At 66.8% G+C, this 18,118-nt stretch carries 19 protein-coding genes, 2 pseudogenes and 1 riboswitch; of the genes and pseudogenes, 8 read left to right on the top strand and 13 right to left on the bottom strand.

The genetic code is table 11. The features are described 5' to 3' along the window. Positions 1-134: 134 nt before the first annotated feature. The 10 genes and pseudogenes from OKW26_RS32235 to OKW26_RS32280 all read right to left on the bottom strand — a co-directional run bounded on the left by OKW26_RS32235 (position 135) and on the right by OKW26_RS32280 (position 7,917). The gene (locus OKW26_RS32235) at positions 135-455 is read right to left on the bottom strand and encodes an STAS domain-containing protein (protein WP_184065569.1); all 321 of its coding nucleotides are present in this window, start codon (positions 453-455) and stop codon (positions 135-137) included. Continuing rightward, the gene (locus OKW26_RS32240; protein WP_429356238.1) at positions 452-1,084 is read right to left on the bottom strand and encodes an MlaC/ttg2D family ABC transporter substrate-binding protein; all 633 of its coding nucleotides are present in this window, start codon (positions 1,082-1,084) and stop codon (positions 452-454) included. Before OKW26_RS32240 ends, OKW26_RS32235 begins: the two co-directional genes overlap by 4 nt. Positions 1,085-1,198: 114 nt before the next feature. After that, positions 1,199-2,180 (bottom strand): annotated as a pseudogene (locus OKW26_RS32245) (MlaA family lipoprotein). 19 nt (positions 2,181-2,199) lie between these two features. Beyond that, positions 2,200-2,730, bottom strand: a complete 531-nt coding sequence (gene mlaD / locus OKW26_RS32250) for an outer membrane lipid asymmetry maintenance protein MlaD (protein ID WP_187612918.1) — start codon at positions 2,728-2,730, stop codon at positions 2,200-2,202. A gap of 90 nt (positions 2,731-2,820) precedes the next feature. Further along, positions 2,821-3,588, bottom strand: coding sequence for a lipid asymmetry maintenance ABC transporter permease subunit MlaE (gene mlaE / locus OKW26_RS32255; protein ID WP_018420057.1), 768 nt, complete (start codon positions 3,586-3,588; stop codon positions 2,821-2,823). Continuing rightward, entirely contained in the window at positions 3,585-4,409 is an 825-nt protein-coding gene (locus OKW26_RS32260) for an ABC transporter ATP-binding protein (RefSeq protein ID WP_018420056.1), read from the bottom strand. The genes mlaE and OKW26_RS32260 overlap by 4 nt, the downstream gene beginning before the upstream one ends. 91 nt (positions 4,410-4,500) lie before the next feature. Next, positions 4,501-5,604 (bottom strand): thiamine phosphate synthase, encoded by a 1,104-nt coding sequence (thiE, locus tag OKW26_RS32265; protein WP_429356239.1) that lies wholly within the window; start codon positions 5,602-5,604, stop codon positions 4,501-4,503. Then, on the bottom strand, positions 5,601-6,416 hold the full coding sequence (locus OKW26_RS32270; protein ID WP_184052290.1) for a thiazole synthase: 816 nt from the start codon (positions 6,414-6,416) through the stop codon (positions 5,601-5,603). The genes thiE and OKW26_RS32270 overlap by 4 nt, the downstream gene beginning before the upstream one ends. Before the next feature lie 107 nt (positions 6,417-6,523). Continuing rightward, positions 6,524-6,721 (bottom strand): sulfur carrier protein ThiS, encoded by a 198-nt coding sequence (gene thiS, locus OKW26_RS32275; RefSeq protein WP_026225709.1) that lies wholly within the window; start codon positions 6,719-6,721, stop codon positions 6,524-6,526. 59 nt (positions 6,722-6,780) lie between these two features. Continuing rightward, complete coding sequence (locus tag OKW26_RS32280; RefSeq protein WP_090802108.1) at positions 6,781-7,917, bottom strand: FAD-dependent oxidoreductase; 1,137 nt, start codon at positions 7,915-7,917, stop codon at positions 6,781-6,783. 221 nt (positions 7,918-8,138) lie between these two features. Beyond that, a riboswitch (TPP riboswitch) is annotated at positions 8,139-8,262 on the bottom strand. A gap of 431 nt (positions 8,263-8,693) precedes the next feature. On the opposite strand from OKW26_RS32280, the gene OKW26_RS32285 reads away from it, so the two are divergent. The 5 genes from OKW26_RS32285 to OKW26_RS32305 all read left to right on the top strand — a co-directional run bounded on the left by OKW26_RS32285 (position 8,694) and on the right by OKW26_RS32305 (position 13,502). Continuing rightward, positions 8,694-10,445: an ABC transporter ATP-binding protein/permease gene (locus OKW26_RS32285; RefSeq protein ID WP_184065552.1), complete on the top strand. Its 1,752-nt coding sequence runs from the start codon at positions 8,694-8,696 to the stop codon at positions 10,443-10,445. Beyond that, complete coding sequence (locus OKW26_RS32290) at positions 10,442-11,245, top strand: SDR family NAD(P)-dependent oxidoreductase (protein WP_429356240.1); 804 nt, start codon at positions 10,442-10,444, stop codon at positions 11,243-11,245. The genes OKW26_RS32285 and OKW26_RS32290 overlap by 4 nt, the downstream gene beginning before the upstream one ends. Positions 11,246-11,450: 205 nt before the next feature. Continuing rightward, positions 11,451-11,924 carry a hypothetical protein gene (locus OKW26_RS32295; protein ID WP_429356241.1) on the top strand — a complete coding sequence of 158 codons (474 nt, stop codon included), beginning with the start codon at positions 11,451-11,453 and terminating at the stop codon, positions 11,922-11,924. 64 nt (positions 11,925-11,988) lie between these two features. Then, positions 11,989-12,657 (top strand): hypothetical protein, encoded by a 669-nt coding sequence (locus OKW26_RS32300; protein WP_429356242.1) that lies wholly within the window; start codon positions 11,989-11,991, stop codon positions 12,655-12,657. 101 nt (positions 12,658-12,758) lie between these two features. After that, complete coding sequence (locus OKW26_RS32305; protein ID WP_184065545.1) at positions 12,759-13,502, top strand: response regulator; 744 nt, start codon at positions 12,759-12,761, stop codon at positions 13,500-13,502. Positions 13,503-13,598: 96 nt separating this feature from the next. Here OKW26_RS32305 and OKW26_RS32310 read toward each other — a convergent pair whose 3' ends face one another. The 3 genes from OKW26_RS32310 to OKW26_RS32320 all read right to left on the bottom strand — a co-directional run bounded on the left by OKW26_RS32310 (position 13,599) and on the right by OKW26_RS32320 (position 15,296). Beyond that, positions 13,599-14,270 carry a flagellar basal body L-ring protein FlgH gene (locus OKW26_RS32310; protein ID WP_429356243.1) on the bottom strand — a complete coding sequence of 224 codons (672 nt, stop codon included), beginning with the start codon at positions 14,268-14,270 and terminating at the stop codon, positions 13,599-13,601. A gap of 111 nt (positions 14,271-14,381) precedes the next feature. Further along, a complete protein-coding gene (locus tag OKW26_RS32315; protein WP_187612926.1) occupies positions 14,382-15,095 on the bottom strand; it encodes a hypothetical protein in 714 nt (237 codons plus the stop codon). A 3-nt stretch (positions 15,096-15,098) separates the two neighbouring features. Beyond that, the gene (locus tag OKW26_RS32320) at positions 15,099-15,296 is read right to left on the bottom strand and encodes a DUF6726 family protein (RefSeq protein WP_184070632.1); all 198 of its coding nucleotides are present in this window, start codon (positions 15,294-15,296) and stop codon (positions 15,099-15,101) included. A 43-nt stretch (positions 15,297-15,339) separates the two neighbouring features. Between OKW26_RS32320 and OKW26_RS32325 the strand changes: the two genes are divergently transcribed. From OKW26_RS32325 to OKW26_RS32335, 3 genes and pseudogenes are all read left to right on the top strand, one after another. Continuing rightward, positions 15,340-15,777 (top strand): hypothetical protein, encoded by a 438-nt coding sequence (locus OKW26_RS32325; protein WP_429356244.1) that lies wholly within the window; start codon positions 15,340-15,342, stop codon positions 15,775-15,777. A 118-nt stretch (positions 15,778-15,895) separates the two neighbouring features. Beyond that, positions 15,896-16,636: a response regulator gene (locus tag OKW26_RS32330; protein WP_018420192.1), complete on the top strand. Its 741-nt coding sequence runs from the start codon at positions 15,896-15,898 to the stop codon at positions 16,634-16,636. Then, positions 16,633-17,941, top strand: a pseudogene (locus OKW26_RS32335) (ATP-binding protein). The gene OKW26_RS32330 and the pseudogene OKW26_RS32335 overlap by 4 nt, the downstream one beginning before the upstream one ends. The last annotated feature ends 177 nt before the right edge of the window (positions 17,942-18,118 follow it).

Here is an 18,118-nt window from a genome sequence, read left to right on the forward strand (position 1 = left end):
CGCAAATGCTGGAAGTAACGGGAACCGGGGCCGATTAGGGGGCCAGTTCGACGCCCCAAAAAAACGTTTGATTATAGGGCAAAAACTGACACCCCCGGCCTGGCCGGAAAGGGGGAGACGACGCTAGAGGAGCGTCAATGTCGCGCTGACGCAACCATGCTGGAGGCGCCAGAAGAGAGAAGTGTATCGACGCCGTAGGCCTGCGCGAGACTGGCGAGCCCAGCCGGCAGATTGACGATTTCGAACTTGCCGCCGCGCGCCGCCGCGGCCCGCACCCACGCGAGCAGGACGGCGAGCGCCGACGAATCGAATTGCGTGAGCGGCGCGCAATCGACGCCGCCCGCACCCGCCGCGATGCGTTGCAGACCCGCTGCGAGCGCGGCCTTCGCGCTCTCGTGGGTCAGCGTCGTGCCGCTGTCGAAGCGGTTCGCCACCGGGTTCAGCACGTCGCTCACGACTGCTTGCCCGCGGCGAGTTGCTGATTGCGCTGCGTGAGGAACTGGATCAGTCCGTCCACGCCCTTCTGCTGGATCTGCTCGTTGAACTGCTGCTGATACGCCTGGATCAGCCACGCGCCGAGCACGTTGATGTCATACACGCGCCAGCCCTGCGCCGTCTTGTACAGGCGGTAGTCGAGTTCGATCGGCTGGCCGCTGTTCATCACGACCGAGCGCACCACCGTGTCGGTGTCGTCCGGATTCATGCGGAACGGCTTGTACTGGATCTGCTGGTCGCGCACCTGCGCGAGCGCGCCCGCGTACGTGCGGATCAGCAGCATCTTGAACTGCTCGACCACCTGGTTCTGCTGTTCGGGCGTCGCGGTGCGCCAGTTACGGCCCATCGCGAGCTGGGTGGTGCGGCGGAAATCGGTGTACGGCAGGATCTTTTCGTTGACGAGCGCCGTGATGTGCGTGATGTCGCCCTGCTGGATCGACTTGTCGCCCCGAATCGCGTCCATCACCTGCTGGGTGACGGTCTTGATCAGCGCGTCGGGCGAGCTGGTGTCGACGGTTTGCGCCGATGCGCCCGCGCTGATGAACGAAAACAACGCGGCAAACAACGGAATCAGGAAGAATTTTTTCATATCGAGCTTTGCCTCAAAAATAATGCAACAGTTTGAATCGACCTTATCACGCGAGTTCGACGGCAATCCATGCGCAAACTGCGAGAGTCGTATCGATCTGTTACGGCTGCACGTTCAATGCAATCTTAAGGACGGGAAGTTGAAGCGCGTGGGCGGCACCAACTGACGCGGCCGGAACTTGCGTCTCCGGGCCGCCTTTCAGGTCGAGAGGCGGTGTTTCGGCGCCCGACGCGGCCTCCGGTGCCGACGCGCCTTGCGGCGTGCCCACGGCCGCGCCGGATGCGGGAGCCGGCTTGGCCGGCACACCTGCCGCGCCCGTCTCGCCTTCGTCGTACTTCGGCAGCGGCGCTTCCTCGTCGTAGCTCGGCAGTTCCTGCGGCCGCCGGCGGTTATCCGACAACAGATACTGCCGGCGCTGCAGATACGCGTTACGCACGAACGAGTATTTGTCGAGTGCCGCGCCTTCCAGCAGGTTGCTCGCTCCGAGCAGGTTCGCGCGCGTGTTGACGATGTTCAGGCCATACAGCGCCCAGCTCAGGCCCGGCGGGTCGACGTAGCTGATCGGGTTCACGTAGTAGTTGCCGAGCGAGCCGACCGCATCGCGCACCGTGCTCGGCCCGAACAGCGGCAGCACCAGATAGGGGCCCGCCGGCACGCCGTAGTGGCCGAGCGTCAGACCGAGGTCGTTGTCGTGCTTCGGGAGCTTCGCGAGCGTCGCGACGTCGAACAGGCCGCCGACGCCGAACAACGTGTTGATCACGATCCGCATGATGTCGGACACGCCGTCGGCGATGCGCAGCTGCAGCAGGTTGTTCGCCGCAATATAGACGTCGCCGATGTTCGAGAAAAAGTTCGTCACGCTGTCGCGAACCGGCTGCGGCGTGACCCAAACGTAGCCCTGCGCAACCGGCTTCAGCGCGTACTGGTCGATCTTGTCGTTGACGGTGAAGATCGTACGGTTCAGCCCTTCGAACGGGTCGCCCTTGGTAGGCGTATGCACGGTCGTGCAACCGGCGAGCAGCGCAGCCGCCACGGCGACCTTGCCGAACTGTAGGACGCGCGCGCCGCTGCGCGCCGTCTGCAGTGTCGTCTGCATCTAGTTCTCCTTGTTGGCCTTACTGGCCGGCAGCGCCGGAGGCCGGCGCGCCCGGCGCCGGTGCAGGGGCGGATGCGGCGGGCTTCGCCGCGCCGGAATCCGCGGCCTTGCTATACAGGAACTGGCCGATCAGGTTTTCCAGCACGATCGCCGATTGCGTCATCGAGATCGTATCGCCGGCCTTCAGCATTTCCGAGTCGCCCCCCGGCTCGAGCCCGATGTACTGCTCGCCGAGCAGACCCGAGGTCAGGATCTTCGCCGAAGTGTCCCTCGGAAACTGATATTGCTTGTCGATATCGATCGTGACGAGCGCCTGGTAGGTGTTGCTGTCGAAGCCGATCGACGCGACCCGGCCGACCGTCACGCCGGCGCTCTTCACCGGCGCGCGTGGCTTCAGCCCGCCGATGTTGTCGAACTTCAGCTTGACCGGGTAGGTTGCCTGGAACGACAACGAGCTCATATTGCCGGCCTTCAGCGCAAGAAACAGCAACGCCACGAAACCCAGCACCACGAACAGGCCGACCCAGAAGTCGAGAACATTCTTTTTCATCGTCATCCCAAAGTGAATCCGCCGCGCCGCCATCACCTCCGCCGTGCGCGGCGCATCATGCACCGCCGGCAGCCGGCATGCTGCGCGGTCTTAGCTGAACATTAGTGCGGTCAGCAGGAAATCGAGCCCGAGCACCGCGAGCGACGCGTACACGACCGTGCGGGTCGTCGCGCGCGACACGCCTTCCGGCGTCGGCTTCGCCTCGTAGCCCTGAAACAGCGCGACGAAGGTCACCGCGAGGCCGAACACCACACTCTTGACGACCCCGGCGCCGACATCGCGCCACACGTCGACGCCGCTTTGCATCTGCGACCAGAACGCGCCGGCATCGACGCCGATCAGCAGCACGCCCACCACGTAACCGCCCAGAACGCCGACCGCGCTGAAGATCGCGGCGAGGATCGGCATCGACACGATGCCGGCCCACAGGCGCGGCGCGATCACGACCTTGACCGGATCGACGGCCATCATTTCCATCGCGGTGAGCTGCTCGCCCGCCTTCATCAGGCCGATTTCGGCGGTCAGCGACGTGCCCGCGCGCCCGGCGAACAGCAGCGCGGTCACGACCGGCCCGAGCTCGCGCACGAGCGACAGCGCGACCAGCAACCCGAGCGCCTGCTCGGAGCCATAACGGTTCAGCGTGTAATAGCCCTGCAGCCCGAGCACGAAGCCGACGAACAGCCCCGACACCGCGATGATCACGAGCGAATAATTACCGACAAAGTGGATCTGCTTCGTGACAAGACGCGGGCGGCGCAGCAGCGGGAAAAATTCGAGCACGAGCCGCAGGAAGAAGCGCGTCGCGTAGCCGGCGGTGCCGAGCCCGGTGATGACCGAGCGACCGATCGTACTGATCATGACTGGCCTCCGCCGATGCCGAAGTCCGCCGCGAGCGGCGTCTGCGCCGGATAGTGGAATCTGAACGGGCCGTCCGGCGCGCCGTCGATGAACTGCCGCACGGTCGGATCGGTCGACGCGCGCAGTTCGTCGGGCGTGCCCTCGGCAAGCACACCGCCGTTGGACAGGAAGTACACGTAGTCGGCGATCGCGAATGATTCCGGCACGTCATGCGTGACGAGAATCGACGTGGCGCCGAGCGCCCGGTTCAGCGTGCGGATCAGGTTCGCGGTGATGCCGAGCGAGATCGGGTCGAGACCGGCGAACGGCTCGTCGTACATCATCAGTTCGGGGTCGAGCGCGATTGCGCGCGCGAGCGCCACGCGTCGCGCCATGCCGCCGGAAATCTCGGACGGCAGCAGGTCGCGCGCGCCGCGCAGACCGACCGCGTTGAGCTTCATCAGCACGAGGTCGCGCAGCAGTTCTTCGGGGAGATCGGTATGCTCGCGAAGCGAGAAGGCGACGTTTTCGAACACCGACATGTCGGTGAACAGCGCGCCGAACTGGAACAGCATGCCCATCTTGCGGCGCAGCGCGTAAAGGCCTTCGCGCGTCTGCTCGCCGATGTCTTCGCCATGGAACAGCACCTGGCCGCGCTGGGCGCGCACGAGGCCGCCGATCAGCCGCAGCACCGTGGTCTTGCCGCAACCCGAGCCGCCCATGACCGCGACGACCTGACCGCGACGAAAGCGCAGATTCAGATTCGACAGGACGAGCCGGTCGCCGTAACCGAAGTCGACGTCGCGCAGCTCGAGTAAGGTCTCGGGATAGGAAGGCACCAAACTGACAATCCTTTTACAGGGAAGGCCGAATTATAGGGCCATCGTGCAAAAGCTGCCGTGAGGTGCCCCGTTCCTTGACTATGCCTGACGATTATTGCGTAAACGTGTGTTGCAGTGCAGAAAGGGCCGCGGCCGGGTCGGCCGCTTCCGTCACCGCGCGCACCACGGCCGCGCAGCCAACGCCGGTCGCGAGCACGTCCGGCAGCACCTGCAGATCGATCCCGCCGATCGCGACGAGCGGCACCACGCCGTCGAGCAGCCGCACATAGCGTGCGAGGCGGCGCAAGCCCTGCGGCGCGGTCGGCATGACCTTGGTCGTGGTCGGGAACACGGCGCCCAATGCAATGTAGCTCGGCCGGAAATGCAGCGCCTTCAGCATCTCGTAGAAGCCATGAGTGGACAGCCCCAAGCGGATGCCCGCGTCAGCCAGCGCGGACAGATCCGCGCTATGCACGTCTTCCTGGCCGAGGTGCACGCCGTACGCGCCCGCCTCGAGCGCCGCCTGCCAGTGATCGTTGATGAACACCTGCGCGTCGTGCGCGCGGCCGGCCGCCACGCAGCGCGCGATTTCGCGCTTCAGCTCGTCGGCGGGTTCGGCCGACTTGCGGCGCAACTGCACCGTCTTCACGCCGAAGCCGACCACCCGTTCGACCCAGTCCGCGGTCGGCAACACCGGATACAGGCCGAGCCTTGCCGGGCAGCGCGGGAACGCCTTGGCGGGTGCCGCCGGCAGGTCGGTAAGGCGCGGAAAGCGAGCGAGGTCGGCCGGGAAAGCATCGTCGGCGCGGGTCTCGTCGCCATCGCGCCACGCGAGCGCGAGCACCAGCGCGTCGTGCGGATCGAAACCGCAGTCGAGGAACGCGGCAAGCGCGGGAATCCAGTCTTCCGCCAGATGGCCTTCGAGGCCGTACTTCTCGCCGCCCAGATGCAGCGTCGCGCGGTTTTCCGCGGCGACGATCACGCCCGCACCCCGCATCAGCCAGCGCGCGATCTGCTCGCCGTGCTGCTGTGCGTCGGCGGTTACGATCAGGTCGCCACCGTTCGGTTCGTCGGGTGCGATCAGGCAGATGCGCCACGGCGCGTGCGTCGGCGGCCAGTCGCCGAGACGTGCGCGGATGCGCTCGGCGGCTTCGATGAGTTCGTCGGCCGTCGGCCAGAACAGATCGCGGTCCTTCAGCGTCAACGACTGAGTCATGCGGCACCTCCATCCTGATGCCAGAACGGCATGCCGATCACCGGCGTGCTCGCGTGCGCGCTCTCGCGCTCGGCCATCGGGCCCGCGAGATACGCTTGCCGACCCGCCTCGACGCCCAGCGCGAACGCGCGCGCCATCGCGTCGGGGTGCGTCGCCTGCGACACGGCCGTGTTCAGCAGCACGCCGTCGAAGCCCCACTCCATCACCTGGGCCGCATGCGACGGCACGCCGAGCCCGGCGTCGACGATCAGCGGCACGTCCGGCAGCCGCTCGCGCAACACGCGCAGCCCGTATGGATTGATCACGCCCTTGCCGGTGCCGATCGGCGCGCCCCACGGCATCAGCGCCTCGCAGCCGGCGTCGAGCAGACGGCGGCCGATCACCAGATCTTCGGTGCAGTACGGCAGCACCTTGAAGCCATCCTTGACGAGCCGCGCGGCGGCTTCGATCAGGCCGACCGGGTCGGGCTGCAGTGTGTAGTCGTCGCCGATCAGTTCGAGCTTGATCCACTCGGTCTCGAAGATTTCGCGCGCCATGTGCGCGGTCGTCACCGCTTCACCGACGCTCAGGCAACCCGCCGTGTTCGGCAAGAGCGGCACGCCATGGCGCTTGAGCAGATCGAAGAAGCCGGCTTCGGCGTGGCCCTCGTTCATCTGACGGCGCAGCGCGACCGTCACCATGCCGGGGCGCGCGGCGTCGATCGAGTCGGACAGCGATTGCAGCGACGGATAGCGCGATGTGCCGAGCAGCACGCGGCTTGCAAAAGTTTGACCGTATAGCGTCAGCGCGTCGGCGGTCTCGTGAGAAGTCATTTGCATCATCCTGGTTTGCCCTCGCGGCTAGAACCGACCGCGTTGCGGCAATGGGTTTTCGGCGACGGTTGTTGCGTTCGGTAAGCGAGAGGCTGGCGCGGTCGCGCTCAGCCGCCCGCGACCGGCTGCACGACGTCGAGCCGGTCGCCCGTTTGCAACGCGCGCGCCGCATGCTGCGCACGCGCGACGAAATCGCCGTTGAGCGCGACAGCGAACGGCGGACGCGCGCCAAAGGCGGCGAGCGCATCGGCGACAGTCGCGCCCTCGGGCAGCGACAACGGCTTCTGATTGATATGAATGTCCATGGTGTTCGAATACGGTTCAATCGATGGCGCAAGCGGCATCGCGCGCGGCACGTTGGCCGCTACGCTCGGGCCGGCTCGCGCGCGAAATGCTGCTGGAACAGCTCGCTCCAGCGTGAGTCGCGCCGCCAGCCGGCGAATGCGTCGGCATCACCGACGCGGCCGTCGAGCAGCGCGCTCGCGAAGCGCACGGCTTCGTCGGCGACTTCGGGCGCGATCATGTAGCCGTGCCGGTACAGGCCGTTCACGCGCAGCGTGCGCGCGCCGTCCCACAGCAGCGCGGGGCGATGATCGGGCAAGGTCGGCCGGCACTGCGAATTCAGCTCGAGAATGCGCGCCTCGCCGAAGCCCGGGTGCACCGAAAACGCCGCGCTCAGCAACTCGAGCGCCGAACGCACGCTGACGGGCGACATGTCCTCGCCCTCCACCTCGGTCGCGCCGATCACGTAGAGGCCGTTCTGCTTCGGCGCGATATACAGCGGGTAACGCGGATGCAGTAGCCGCACCGGGCGCGTCAGCTGCAGGTGAGGCGCATGCACGCGCGCAACTTCGCCGCGGATGCCGCGCAGCGTCGGCAGCACCGGCTTCGCGCCGAGCCCGCGGCAATCGATGGTGATGCCGGCCTCGGGCAGCGACGCGTCGTCGATCGGCGTGTTCCAGTGCGTGTCGACGCCGCGCTCGGCAAGCCCGGCCGCGAGCGCGGACAGCACCTGGCGGTTGTCGAGCTGGCCTTCTCGCGGCAGCAGCCAGCCTTGGCTGAAGCGGCCGGCCAACGCGGGTTCGGCGGCGCCGAGCTGCGCGCCCGCCAACGCGACGAAGCCGCCGTCGAGCAACTCGGCCGGCGCGTTCGCACGCACGCGCCGCTCGAATAGCGGCGCCTCGGTGCGATCCGCGTGATGCCAGACGACGAGCGTGCCGTTGCGCTGGAAAAACACCGGCTCCGGCAGTTCGGCAAGCACGCGCGGCCAGCTTTCGAGCGAACTCGCGCCAAGCCGCGTGATCAGCAGCTCGGCGCTCGCGGCCTCTGCCAGCGGCGCGAGCATCGCGGCGGCGACCCACGCGGCAGCCTGCGAACCGGTGGCATCGCCGCGCTCGTAGAGCGCCACGCGATGCCCGTCGCCAGCGAGGCGCCACGCGACCAGGCGGCCGCACAGGCCGCCGCCGAGCACGGCGAAATCGGGTCGGGCGGGACGGTTCATCGCGCGCGCTCCGTTCGACTGCGGTGGGCAAAACCAAAACGGCACGGCTCACCCGAGGCGGCGTGACGAACGGAAAAATGCATGTCTGAAGAATAGGCGGTCATCGAGTCCTTTCCGTACGGCCAAAAACGCACGTACCCAGGACGAAACCGGCGGGTGAAGCCGGCCGGTCACGACGTGCACATGTGAGCTGCGCTCGCCGCCCGGCGGGGAATGGAAGACGGTTGCTTCCGGAAACTTCCCGCGCCGGTATTACCCGGATCGGGTGCAAAGGGTCTCTCTCAGCCTCGCCGCCCCGGCATGAAAGTCATGCCGCCTGTGGGCGAAGCACCCCTGTTTCGTCGAAGGTCATTAGACCATAAAAGGCGCGGCGCCCGCAAACCAGCGCTCCACGGTCGCCACCCCAATTTTGATCTGGCACCGTCTATCGAGATGCCGGTGCGAAGCGGCCCGGCGCTCTGGCACAATGCCGTGACCAGTGCCGCAAAAACGCGGTGCGCGCGGCGCTCGTGGCCGCATGCGTGGCGGCGGCACCCCAGCGGATGCCGGCCCCGAAAATTAATTTTCGCTTAAGGGCGTCACGCCAGAATCGGGCGCCCGTCCGGACTCGCGTTCATCGAGCGTGATGGCGCGATGCCCGGCCAGGTATCGCAGACCCGCGGCAGCCACGCCCTCGCAAAGAGGCCTGCTGTTCGCGGGATCGCCCGACATGGGTCAACCAGATCGGACCCGTACGCCGGAATGGCACTTCGGGTCAGCACTTCATCAGGACGCTCATGACACCACATACTTCCGCCAGCCCCGCGCTGCCGCCCGACGAAAAGGTCTCCGCGTGGACCCTGATCAAGCCCTACTGGGTTTCCGAGGAACGAGGCATCGCGTGGGGGCTGCTCGTCACGATCATCGTGATGAACCTGCTCGTCGTCTGGATCAACGTGCGCCTGAATAGCTGGAGCAGGGACTTCTACAACGCGCTGCAGGCGAAGAACGTCCACGACTTCCCGCACCTGCTGATGATCTTTACCGGACTCGCGTTCGGTTTCATCATCCTCGCCGTGTATGGACGCTATCTGCGCCAGATGCTCGGCTTCCGCTGGCGCCAGTGGCTGACCACCCGCTACCTGAACGAGTGGCTCGACGACAGCGCGTTCTACCGCATCGAGCGCGACCGTCTCGCCGACAACCCCGACCAGCGGATCAGCGACGACCTGCAGTCGTTCGCGACCACCACGCTGTCGCTAACGCTCGATCTGCTGTCGACCGTCGTCACGCTCGTGTCGTTCATCACGATCCTGTGGTCGCTCGCGGGCGCGTTGAGCATCTCGCTCGGCGGCATGCCGCTGCAGATCCCCGGCTACATGGTGTGGGCCGCGGCGCTGTATGCGGTGGGCGGCTCGCTCGTCACGCAGAAGGTCGGCCATCCGCTCGTGTCGATCAACTATCAGGCGCAGAAAGTCGAGGCCGATTTCCGTTTCGGCTTGATCCGGCTGCGTGAGAACGCCGAGCAGATCGCGTTCTACAACGGCATGGAAACCGAGAAGACGAACGCGCGCACGCTGTTCGGCCGCATCCGCGACAACTGGTGGCAGGTGATGAAGTACACGAAGCGCCTCACCTTCGTGCTGAGCTTCTACGGCCAGATCGCGATCATTTTCCCGATCGTCGTCGCCTCGCCGCGCTACTTCGCGGGCGCGTTCACGTTCGGCGTGCTGATGCAGATTTCGAGCGCGTTCGGCACGGTCAGCGATTCGTTCTCGTGGTTCATCAACAGTTATACGAGCCTCGTCGAATGGCGCGCGACCGTGAACCGGTTGCGCGAATTCAAGCGCGTCGTGCATTCGCCGCGTCTGAAGGAATCGGTGTCGCCGGCCACGGAACATGGCGGCATCAATCTGCATTTCGTCGACAGCAACACGCTTACCACCGACAGCCTCCAGCTCGCCCTGCCCAATGGCAACCCACTGTCGCGCATCCGCGATATCGCGATCCGGCCGGGCTCGCGCTGGCTCGTGCGCGGTCCGTCGGGCGCCGGCAAGAGCACGCTGATGCGCGCGCTCGCGGGCCTGTGGCCGTTCGGCGACGGCTCGATCGACGCACCGGTCAACGCGCGCATGATGTTCATCCCGCAGATCAGCTACATGCCGATCGGCACGCTGAAGGCGGCGCTCGCGTATCCGTCGGCGGCGGACACCTATGGCGACGACGAATGCCGCGACGCGCTCATCACCTGCCATCTGTCGGAATACGCGGACCGTCTGCAGGAAACGGCGCACTGGACTCGCGTGCTGTCGCCGGGTGAGCAGCAGCGCTTCGCCGCCGCGCGCGTGCTGCTGCACAAGCCGGACTACCTGTTCCTCGACGAAGCGACCAGCGCGCTCGACGCGGAAAACGAGGCGCGGCTCTATCGGCTGTTCACCGAGCGGTTGCCGAAGGCTGCGATCGTCAGCGTCGCGCATCGCGAATCGCTCGCAGCGTTCCATGACGAAACGCTCGACGTCGAGCGTTCTGTCGAAGCGGTAGCGGCGTGAGCGACGCGAGCGGCGCTCACGTCAGCGAAGCGCACGGCACCGCCGCTCGCGTCGTGCTGATCACCGGCGCCGGTTCCGGCATCGGTGCGGCGCTCGCACGGCGCCTCGCGGCGCCGCATACGTCGTTGATGCTGCACGCGCGCGGCGCAGACGACGCCTCCCGTCGACGGCTCGTGCAGGTTGCCGCCGACTGCACGGCAAGCGGCGCACGCTGCGCGACCGTGTTCGGCGACCTCGCCGAGCGCGGCGCGGCGGAGCACGTGATCCATCAGACGCTCGCGAGCTTCGGCGCACTCGATCAACTGGTCGCGAACGCCGGCCATGCGCAGCGCCAAACGCTGGCCGCGCTCGATCCCGACGCCTTCGGCGCCGCCTTCGCCGCGATGCCAGCCGCCTTCGCCGCGCTCGTGCGACGCGCGATGCCCGCGCTCGAAACATCGAAGCGCGGTCGCGTGGTCGCCTTGAGTTCGTTCGTCGCGCATCGCTATCGCGCGGATGCGCCATTCGCCGCGACGGCGGCCGCGAAAGCGGCACTCGAAGCGCTTGCGAAAACGGCGGCCGCGGAGCTCGCGCCGCTCGGCGTGACCGTCAATTGCGTGGCGCCGGGCTACACGCGCAAGGATCGCGGCCCAAGCGCCGACAACGCGGCCGTGTGGGCGCACGCCGCCGAAGCCACGCCGCTCGGTCATGTTGCCGAACCGGACGACGTCGCCGCGCTGATCGCATTCCTGCTGTCCGACGCGGCACGCCACATCACCGGCCAGGTGATTCACATCGATGGCGGCTTGACGCTCGGTTAAGCCTCGCCTGCGCGCCGGCACCTCCGGGCGCAACATCCGGAAAGACACGAGAAGAGTTCGAAAGCATTTGCGGAGCGCGCAAGCTGTTCCGCGCTTTGAAAATGCCGGCGAGCAGCGACGATAGTCGTACGGGCCGCGCCATGCGCCGGCCGTCGTTGATGTCAGTCACGTCTTTCATCGCAACCGCTCTTCGGACTCCTCGCCCATGTCATTCGCTCGCCGTGTTTCACCTTTGCTCCCGTCTTTGCTCCCGCGCATCGCGCTCGCCTGCGGCGCGGCGCTGCTGCTCACGAACGCCGTCGATGCCGCGCAAACGACCGAGCCGAACCAACCCGCCGATATCTGCGCGGCGCTCACGCACATCGTCGATGCGAGCGATTTCCGGCGACTGCCAAACGAGACCGCCGCGCAACTGCCGGGCGTCTCCAATACGGACGCTTGCCGCGCCAGCCCGCACGCGTACGACTGCCACTGGCGCGCGCACTGGCAAGCCGACGGCGTCATCAACGATCCGCTCGAAGAACTCGGCGCCGACATCGCCGCCTGCTTTCCGCGCGTCGTGCATGACGTCAACACACCCGTGCGCCAGCATTTCGTCGTGACCACCGACGCCCGTCGCGTGAACGTCACCGCGAGCGTGCAAGGTCAGAACGAACTGCGACTGCGCGTGACGCGCTGAGCGCGCGGCCGTCGCTGCTTTTGATGCTCCATCGCATTTCGTGACCGGGATCGGGCGCTGCCTCATGACCTCGTCGCCGACCGTGCGCGCGCCAGCGGCAACCAGGCATTCGCGCCTGGGTCTGGTCGCCTCGCTGATATGCCGGCGTCGTTGCGCCCTCGCCGCCTTCGCCGCGACGCTGACGCTCGCGCTCGACGGCTGCGCCTGGACGCTGATCCAGGCCGCCGACGCCACCGGCTCGGTCATCCAGGCCGGCTACGCGATCGCGTCGAACTACTCGTCGCCGACCTTCGTCAACGGGCGGCCCGCGGATTTGCGGCACGTCTGCATCGAAGTGAACCCGACGGTGTCGGTCGGCGATTTCGTGCCGGCGCTGCAGCTCGCGCTCGAGCGGCGCGGTATTCGTTCGGACGTCTACAATCCGGGCACCTCGCCGGCCGGCTGCGAAGCGCGGCTCGTCTACGACGCCGCGATCGACTATGGCCGCCGCTCGTTCAGCGACGAATCGATCCAGTACCTGTCGATCATCGATCTGACGCTGATCCAGGGTGGCCGCATTCTGGTCACCGCGCGCTATCAGACCGGCGGCCTGAACACCGACCGTTTTTCGTCGGCCTCGGTCAAGCTCGGCGGGCTGATCGAGCGGATGGTGGTCGATCGGACCGATTTCCCGCGTCAAGCGCAGCAACAGCAGACCCTGCAAACCTCGCAGGCCTTCCCGCCGCCCCACTGAGTGCTTGCGGCTTTGCTTTCGCTTGCAGCGCCTTACACGGGAAAGGATTGGAAAGCGGTATACGCTTTGCGCGGCCCGTGCGCATCACTAAGATGACCTGAATGAACCAGACCATCCTGATCGTCGATGACGATCCCGTCGTACGCGAGCTCGTCAGCGAATATCTGCACGGCCGCGGCTTCAAGGTCGCCATGCTGGAAAATGGCTTGGCGTTGCAGCGCAGATTGCAGCAGGAGCGTCCCGCGCTCGTCGTGCTCGACATCATGATGCCGGAGCTCGACGGCATCAGCGCGCTGCGCGCCTTGCGTGTCGCCGGCGACGACATTCCCGTGATCCTGCTGACCGCGCGCGCCGATCCGATCGATCGCGTGATCGGCCTCGAACTCGGCGCCGACGATTATCTCGGCAAGCCTTTCGAACCGAGCGAGCTCGTCGCGCGGATTCGCACCGTGCTGCGGCGTCGCGGCTCGATCGCGCCGGGCGCGCCCGAACAGCGCGCGCCCTATCATTTCGGCCGCTTCGAAGTGAACTTCCCCGCGCGCGAACTGCGCCGCGACGGCGAACGCATCACGCTGCGTTCGAGCGAATTCGCGATGCTGAAGGTGTTCGTCACGCACGCGATGACCGTGCTCACGCGTGCGCAGCTGCTCGAAAAACTGCACGGCAATAGCGAAGCGCATCGCAACCGCAGTCTCGACGTATCGATCTGGCGCTTGCGTCGATTGATCGAAGTGGACCCGTCGGAACCGCGCTACGTGCAGACGGTGTGGGGACACGGCTACGTGTTCGTGCCGGACGGCGAGATCGGCGCGGCCGAACGCGGGCTTGCGCCGCCGCTCGGTTAGCGGCGCCTGATGGTCGAAGCCGGTTGATGCGGCCCACGCGTCGCACGTAACGCGCAGCGCGGTGTCGCGCGCACCGCGCTGACCCGGGGCTGACGGTCAAAACGTCAGCACACTCAGAAACATCCTCTGCAGCCAGCCCATCGTCATCGCATCGTTGACCATGCCGAGGCCCGCCTGCTCGATGCGCGCGTTCGCAACCTTGCTCGACGCGACGTAATTGCCTGCTTCGATGTCCTTGGGATTGACGATGCCCGAGAGTCGAAGACGGTCGCGGGTCCCGCTCATCGCGATCACCTTCTCGCCTGACACGACGAGATTGCCGCCCGACACCGTGCCGATCACGGTCACGGCTAGCGTGCCCGTCATGTCGCTGATGTCGCTCAGATTGCCCTGCCCTTTGTAGTCGGTGCTGGCAGAGCCGATGTTGAATAGTTTGGCGAGTCGCGCGGCGGCATTCGTCGATTGATCCGCGGCAGTCGCGGTGATGCTGCTCGTGCGGTTCGCCGACGCGCTCGCGCTGTTGTTGCCGCTATACGATTCCGACAGCCGGATCGTCAGCACGTCGCCGACGTGCTGCGCGCGCGGCGTCTCATACAGCAGCAACGGCGCGCCGGCCTGATAGATCGCGCCTTGCGTGTTGACGTTCAACGGCGCGGACGCGAGCGGCGGCGCCATCGGCGTTTCGACGATCGACCTGGTCTGCGCGCTCGAACAGGCCGCGAGACAGCTCGCGGAGCCGAGCACGAGGGTGAGACGTAGCGCGGTCATGCTGGCTCCGTGGCGGAAAGGATGAAAGGAGTCGAAGTGAGGCGGCCTATCCGGACACCGCCCGGTTTCGGCGTTGGGATCGCACCGGTAATCAGGGTTGCCTGGCAAACGTCAGCCCGCGTCGGCGCCGCTCGCCTGCCATTGCCGCACGACCGCTTTCATCCACGCATCCGAGCCCTTCAGCAGATACGTGAGCGTGCCGTTGCGGCTGCCGGGCAGAAAGCACAGCGTGATCGAACTCACCGCGTTCTCCCATACGTACATCGGCATCGCGCCCGGCGCCGCCGCGTTGCGGGTCGCGAGACGCGGCGGCCCGTAACGATCCTCGAGCGCGTCGCGCAGATCCTCCGCGGTCAGCTCGTCGATCACGAACGACATCTCGTAGAGACGCAGCGCGCCCTGCCCGTCGATGCGCGCGAAGCGCATCACGTGTTCGAGCGCCGGCGCACCATCGACCACGGCCTGCGACACCGCCCAGCGTTCATCATCGCGATGCGCCCAGCGGCATGCGACGCTCAGGCTATCGTGCGACTTCAGCCGCATGCCGAGCGCTCCGGCCTGCACGTCCGTCTCGCAGATCGGCACGCTGCCGACCGGCGTCGCGCGCACGGTCGAGCCCGCACGGAATTCGTCGATCGTGATGCCGAGCGCGACGCCGCGAAACGAAAACGGCGCGTCCGGCGAGCGCCGCCGCGTGTCGGTGACGACGCTATTCGATGCCGCGCTGGCCGCCTTCGCACTGCGCGCGACGAGCTGTGCATGCGCGGCGCACGACAGCACGCCGCCGAGCAGCATCAGTGCACCAACCATCCGGGTGAGCGTCATGATTCAATCGATCGCGGAAGCGCACATGTCGAAAGGCGTCGCCGCCGCATGGCCGACGACCGGCAGCACTTTCAGGGTCGCCGCCGTGACCCGGCACGGCAGCGCCGCGGCGCCGCAGCCGCCGAGCGGCAACAGCAGCGCGCCGGCAACGAGCCACGCCACGGCGCGCCGCCGCTGCTCAGTAGTTCTGGATAACGGCACGCGGACCTCGCCGATTCACGCAGTCGTGTTGAGCAGATGGCCGATGAGCCCCGTGCCCGGCGCAGGCAGTGCAGGCTTCCCTAGCCCGGCGCTCTGCTGCGATTTCGCCGCTGCGCCCGTGGAGTTTGAACTGGCGGATTTCTCCGTGGCCGGCTTATTCGCCAGCGAGGAGAAAGGCATGGAACTGAGCGTATTGTGGATCGTCATGATGGACCTCGCGAAGGTGCGCATTGCGCACCGGTGTCGGTTGAACGCCGCGCGCCGTCGTCCGAGGCAGCGGGCCTCGTTCGGCGTGCGGCGCGACTTGCTGCGGAACCAATCATCGCGCCGCGCGGGCGCCGACGATGGGCGAAGCAAAGCACGCTTTCGCGCGGTTGTTACGATCCGTTCCGTGGGCTTGCGAGGGCTTTCGAGTGCTTGCCAACTGTTGTCATCGCGTGCCTGTCGTCGCGCAGAGCCGGATCAGGCAGTGCTAAAGTAAGCGCTGCACCTTCGCTGATCCGCCCCGGCGCGAGCCCGCCAGCACCGAGCGGCACACAGTAAGCGTTGGTAAGGAAATGCCCGGTCGCGCGTCGGGCGGGCCAGTCTAGAATTTCGCCATGAATCCACAGGTCCTTATCGTCGACGACGATCCGGTCGTACGCGATCTGCTTTGCAAGTTTCTGCAGTCGAACGGCTTCGATGCGTCCGTGCTGCATGACGGCACCCATTTGCAGCGTCGTCTCGAGCGTGAGCGGCCGTCGGTCGTCGTGCTCGACATCATGATGCCGAACACCGACGGCCTGCGCGCGCTCACCGCGTTGCGCGCCGCCGGCGACGACATCCCGGTGATCTTCGTGACCGCGCGCGGCACGGTGGCCGACCGCATCGTCGGCCTGTCGCTCGGCGCGGACGACTATCTGACCAAGCCGTTCGATCCGCGCGAACTGCTCGTGCGGATCCAGACCGTGTTGCGCCGGCGCGGGCCGTCCACCACGAGCGCGCCCGAAGCACGCAAGCGCTATCGCTTCGGTCCATTCGAACTGGACTTCGCCACGCGCTCGCTGAGCCGCGACGACGCCAAGCTGCCGCTGCGCGACAGCGAATTCGCGCTGCTGAAGATCTTCGTCAACAATCCGTACAAGGTGCTGTCGCGCGTGCTGATTCACGATCTCGTGCATCGCGACAACCTCGCGTTCCGCGACCGTAGCCTCGACGTACCGATCTGGCGCCTGCGCCGCGTGATCGAGGACGACCCGTCGAACCCGTGCTACGTGCAAACGGTGCGCGGCAAGGGCTACGTGTTCGTGCCCGACGCCAACGGCACACCCTTCGAGGACGGGGCCGCCCCGAGCGCATGAGAAATCCGCTGAACACGCTGTTCGGCAGAATGGCGTTGCTGTCGGCGGCGGTGCTGTTCGCGATTCAGGCGAGCTGGTTCGTGCTGGTGACGATGCAGCCGCCGCGCCACGAAATCGACGGCTTCGCGCGCGGCATTCTGCTCGTGCTGCAGGCGATCAACGGCGAGCCGATCAAGGGCGCCGCGCTCGCGCCGGCGATGCGCGTGCATCTGGTGCCCACCTGGAACATGCCGACCAGCGTGCATCTGCGCGAGCCGCACGAGCATATGGTGGTCGAACTGAGCCGGCACCTGCGTGAGAACCTGCCGGCCGGCACGCAGATCGCCGTCGACGATCTGCGTCCGCCGCAACTGTGGGTGCTGGTCCCGGGCAAGTCGAACTGGGTCGTCGTGCCGGTCGACCTGCCGCCGCCGCCGCGCTTTCTGATCGAATCGGTGTCGATGCTGGTCGCCGGGCTGATCCTGTCGTTGTTCGCGGTGTGGCAGATGCAACGGCCGTTGTCGCGCGTGGCCGATGCGTCGCGCGCGTTCGGCTCGGGCGGCCGGCCCCAACCCGTGCCGGTGCAGGGCCCGCGCGAGCTGCGTGAGCTGATCGGCTCATTCAACGACATGATGCGGCGCCTGAACGAAGCCGGCGACGACCAGGCGGTGATGCTCGCCGGCGTCGCGCACGATCTGAAGGCGCCGCTCACGCGCCTGAAGCTGCGCGCAAGCGTGCTGGTCGACGAAAACGAGCGCGCGGGCCTGATCCGCGACGTCGATTCCCTGACCAACATCGTCCAGCAGTTCCTCGAATTCGCGGGCCAATCGGCGGACGCCGGACCGCCCGTCGAAGTCGACGAGTTCTTGCGCGAGCAGTTTTCCTCGGGCGATTACGCGGAGGCCGCTGAAACCGCCGAAGCGGCGGACCCCGCCGAAACCCCGCTGTTCGCGCTCGATCTGCGCGCCGGCCCCTCGTTCACGCTGCCGCGCACGCTGCTCGACCGGCTCGTGACGAACCTCGTCGACAACGCGCTCGAACACGGCATGCCGCCGGTGGAAATCTCGACCGCGTGCAACGACCGTCATTGGACGATCAGCGTGCGCGACCACGGCGCCGGCATTCCCGACGACCGCATTTGCCGCGGCGATGAAGCCGTTCGTGCGGCTCGACGCCGCGCGCGGCGGCGAAGGCCATTGCGGGCTCGGTCTCGCGATCGTCGCGCGGCTCGCGCACGATCGCGGTGGACGCTGCCTCGTGCGCAATCACGCGCAGGGGGGGCTCGAAGTGCGGATCGAATTGCCGGTGGACCCGGCGCTGTCGTAAGGATGCTCGCAGGCAAACGCGGCGCGGACCGGACACTTACCTGCCCTTACCGCATCGACTGTCGCGCGGGTTGCGGCCTTATAGTCGCCCTCGGCAACCTTGATGCAGCCCTTCCCGGTCCGCCCGCACCTCTGCGGCGGACTTTTTTTTTGCGCTGTAAGGAAGGCCACCAAAGCG

The organism is Paraburkholderia sp. 32 (genome assembly GCF_050435345.1).
Taxonomy (GTDB): domain Bacteria; phylum Pseudomonadota; class Gammaproteobacteria; order Burkholderiales; family Burkholderiaceae; genus Paraburkholderia; species Paraburkholderia tuberum.

What these genes read in the sequence shown, in the direction of transcription:
- OKW26_RS32240 (WP_429356238.1), bottom strand. Translation starts at nt 1,084, where the DNA reads ATGAAAAAATTCTTCCTGATTCCGTTGTTTGCCGCGTTGTTTTCGTTC.
- mlaD (WP_187612918.1), bottom strand. Translation starts at nt 2,730, where the DNA reads ATGAAAAAGAATGTTCTCGACTTCTGGGTCGGCCTGTTCGTGGTGCTG.
- mlaE (WP_018420057.1), bottom strand. Translation starts at nt 3,588, where the DNA reads ATGATCAGTACGATCGGTCGCTCGGTCATCACCGGGCTCGGCACCGCC.
- thiE (WP_429356239.1), bottom strand. Translation starts at nt 5,604, where the DNA reads ATGACTCAGTCGTTGACGCTGAAGGACCGCGATCTGTTCTGGCCGACG.
- OKW26_RS32270 (WP_184052290.1), bottom strand. Translation starts at nt 6,416, where the DNA reads ATGACTTCTCACGAGACCGCCGACGCGCTGACGCTATACGGTCAAACT.
- thiS (WP_026225709.1), bottom strand. Translation starts at nt 6,721, where the DNA reads ATGGACATTCATATCAATCAGAAGCCGTTGTCGCTGCCCGAGGGCGCG.
- OKW26_RS32280 (WP_090802108.1), bottom strand. Translation starts at nt 7,917, where the DNA reads ATGAACCGTCCCGCCCGACCCGATTTCGCCGTGCTCGGCGGCGGCCTG.
- OKW26_RS32285 (WP_184065552.1), top strand. Translation starts at nt 8,694, where the DNA reads ATGACACCACATACTTCCGCCAGCCCCGCGCTGCCGCCCGACGAAAAG.
- OKW26_RS32295 (WP_429356241.1), top strand. Translation starts at nt 11,451, where the DNA reads ATGTCATTCGCTCGCCGTGTTTCACCTTTGCTCCCGTCTTTGCTCCCG.
- OKW26_RS32300 (WP_429356242.1), top strand. Translation starts at nt 11,989, where the DNA reads ATGACCTCGTCGCCGACCGTGCGCGCGCCAGCGGCAACCAGGCATTCG.
- OKW26_RS32305 (WP_184065545.1), top strand. Translation starts at nt 12,759, where the DNA reads ATGAACCAGACCATCCTGATCGTCGATGACGATCCCGTCGTACGCGAG.
- OKW26_RS32310 (WP_429356243.1), bottom strand. Translation starts at nt 14,270, where the DNA reads ATGACCGCGCTACGTCTCACCCTCGTGCTCGGCTCCGCGAGCTGTCTC.
- OKW26_RS32315 (WP_187612926.1), bottom strand. Translation starts at nt 15,095, where the DNA reads ATGACGCTCACCCGGATGGTTGGTGCACTGATGCTGCTCGGCGGCGTG.
- OKW26_RS32325 (WP_429356244.1), top strand. Translation starts at nt 15,340, where the DNA reads ATGAGCCCCGTGCCCGGCGCAGGCAGTGCAGGCTTCCCTAGCCCGGCG.
- OKW26_RS32330 (WP_018420192.1), top strand. Translation starts at nt 15,896, where the DNA reads ATGAATCCACAGGTCCTTATCGTCGACGACGATCCGGTCGTACGCGAT.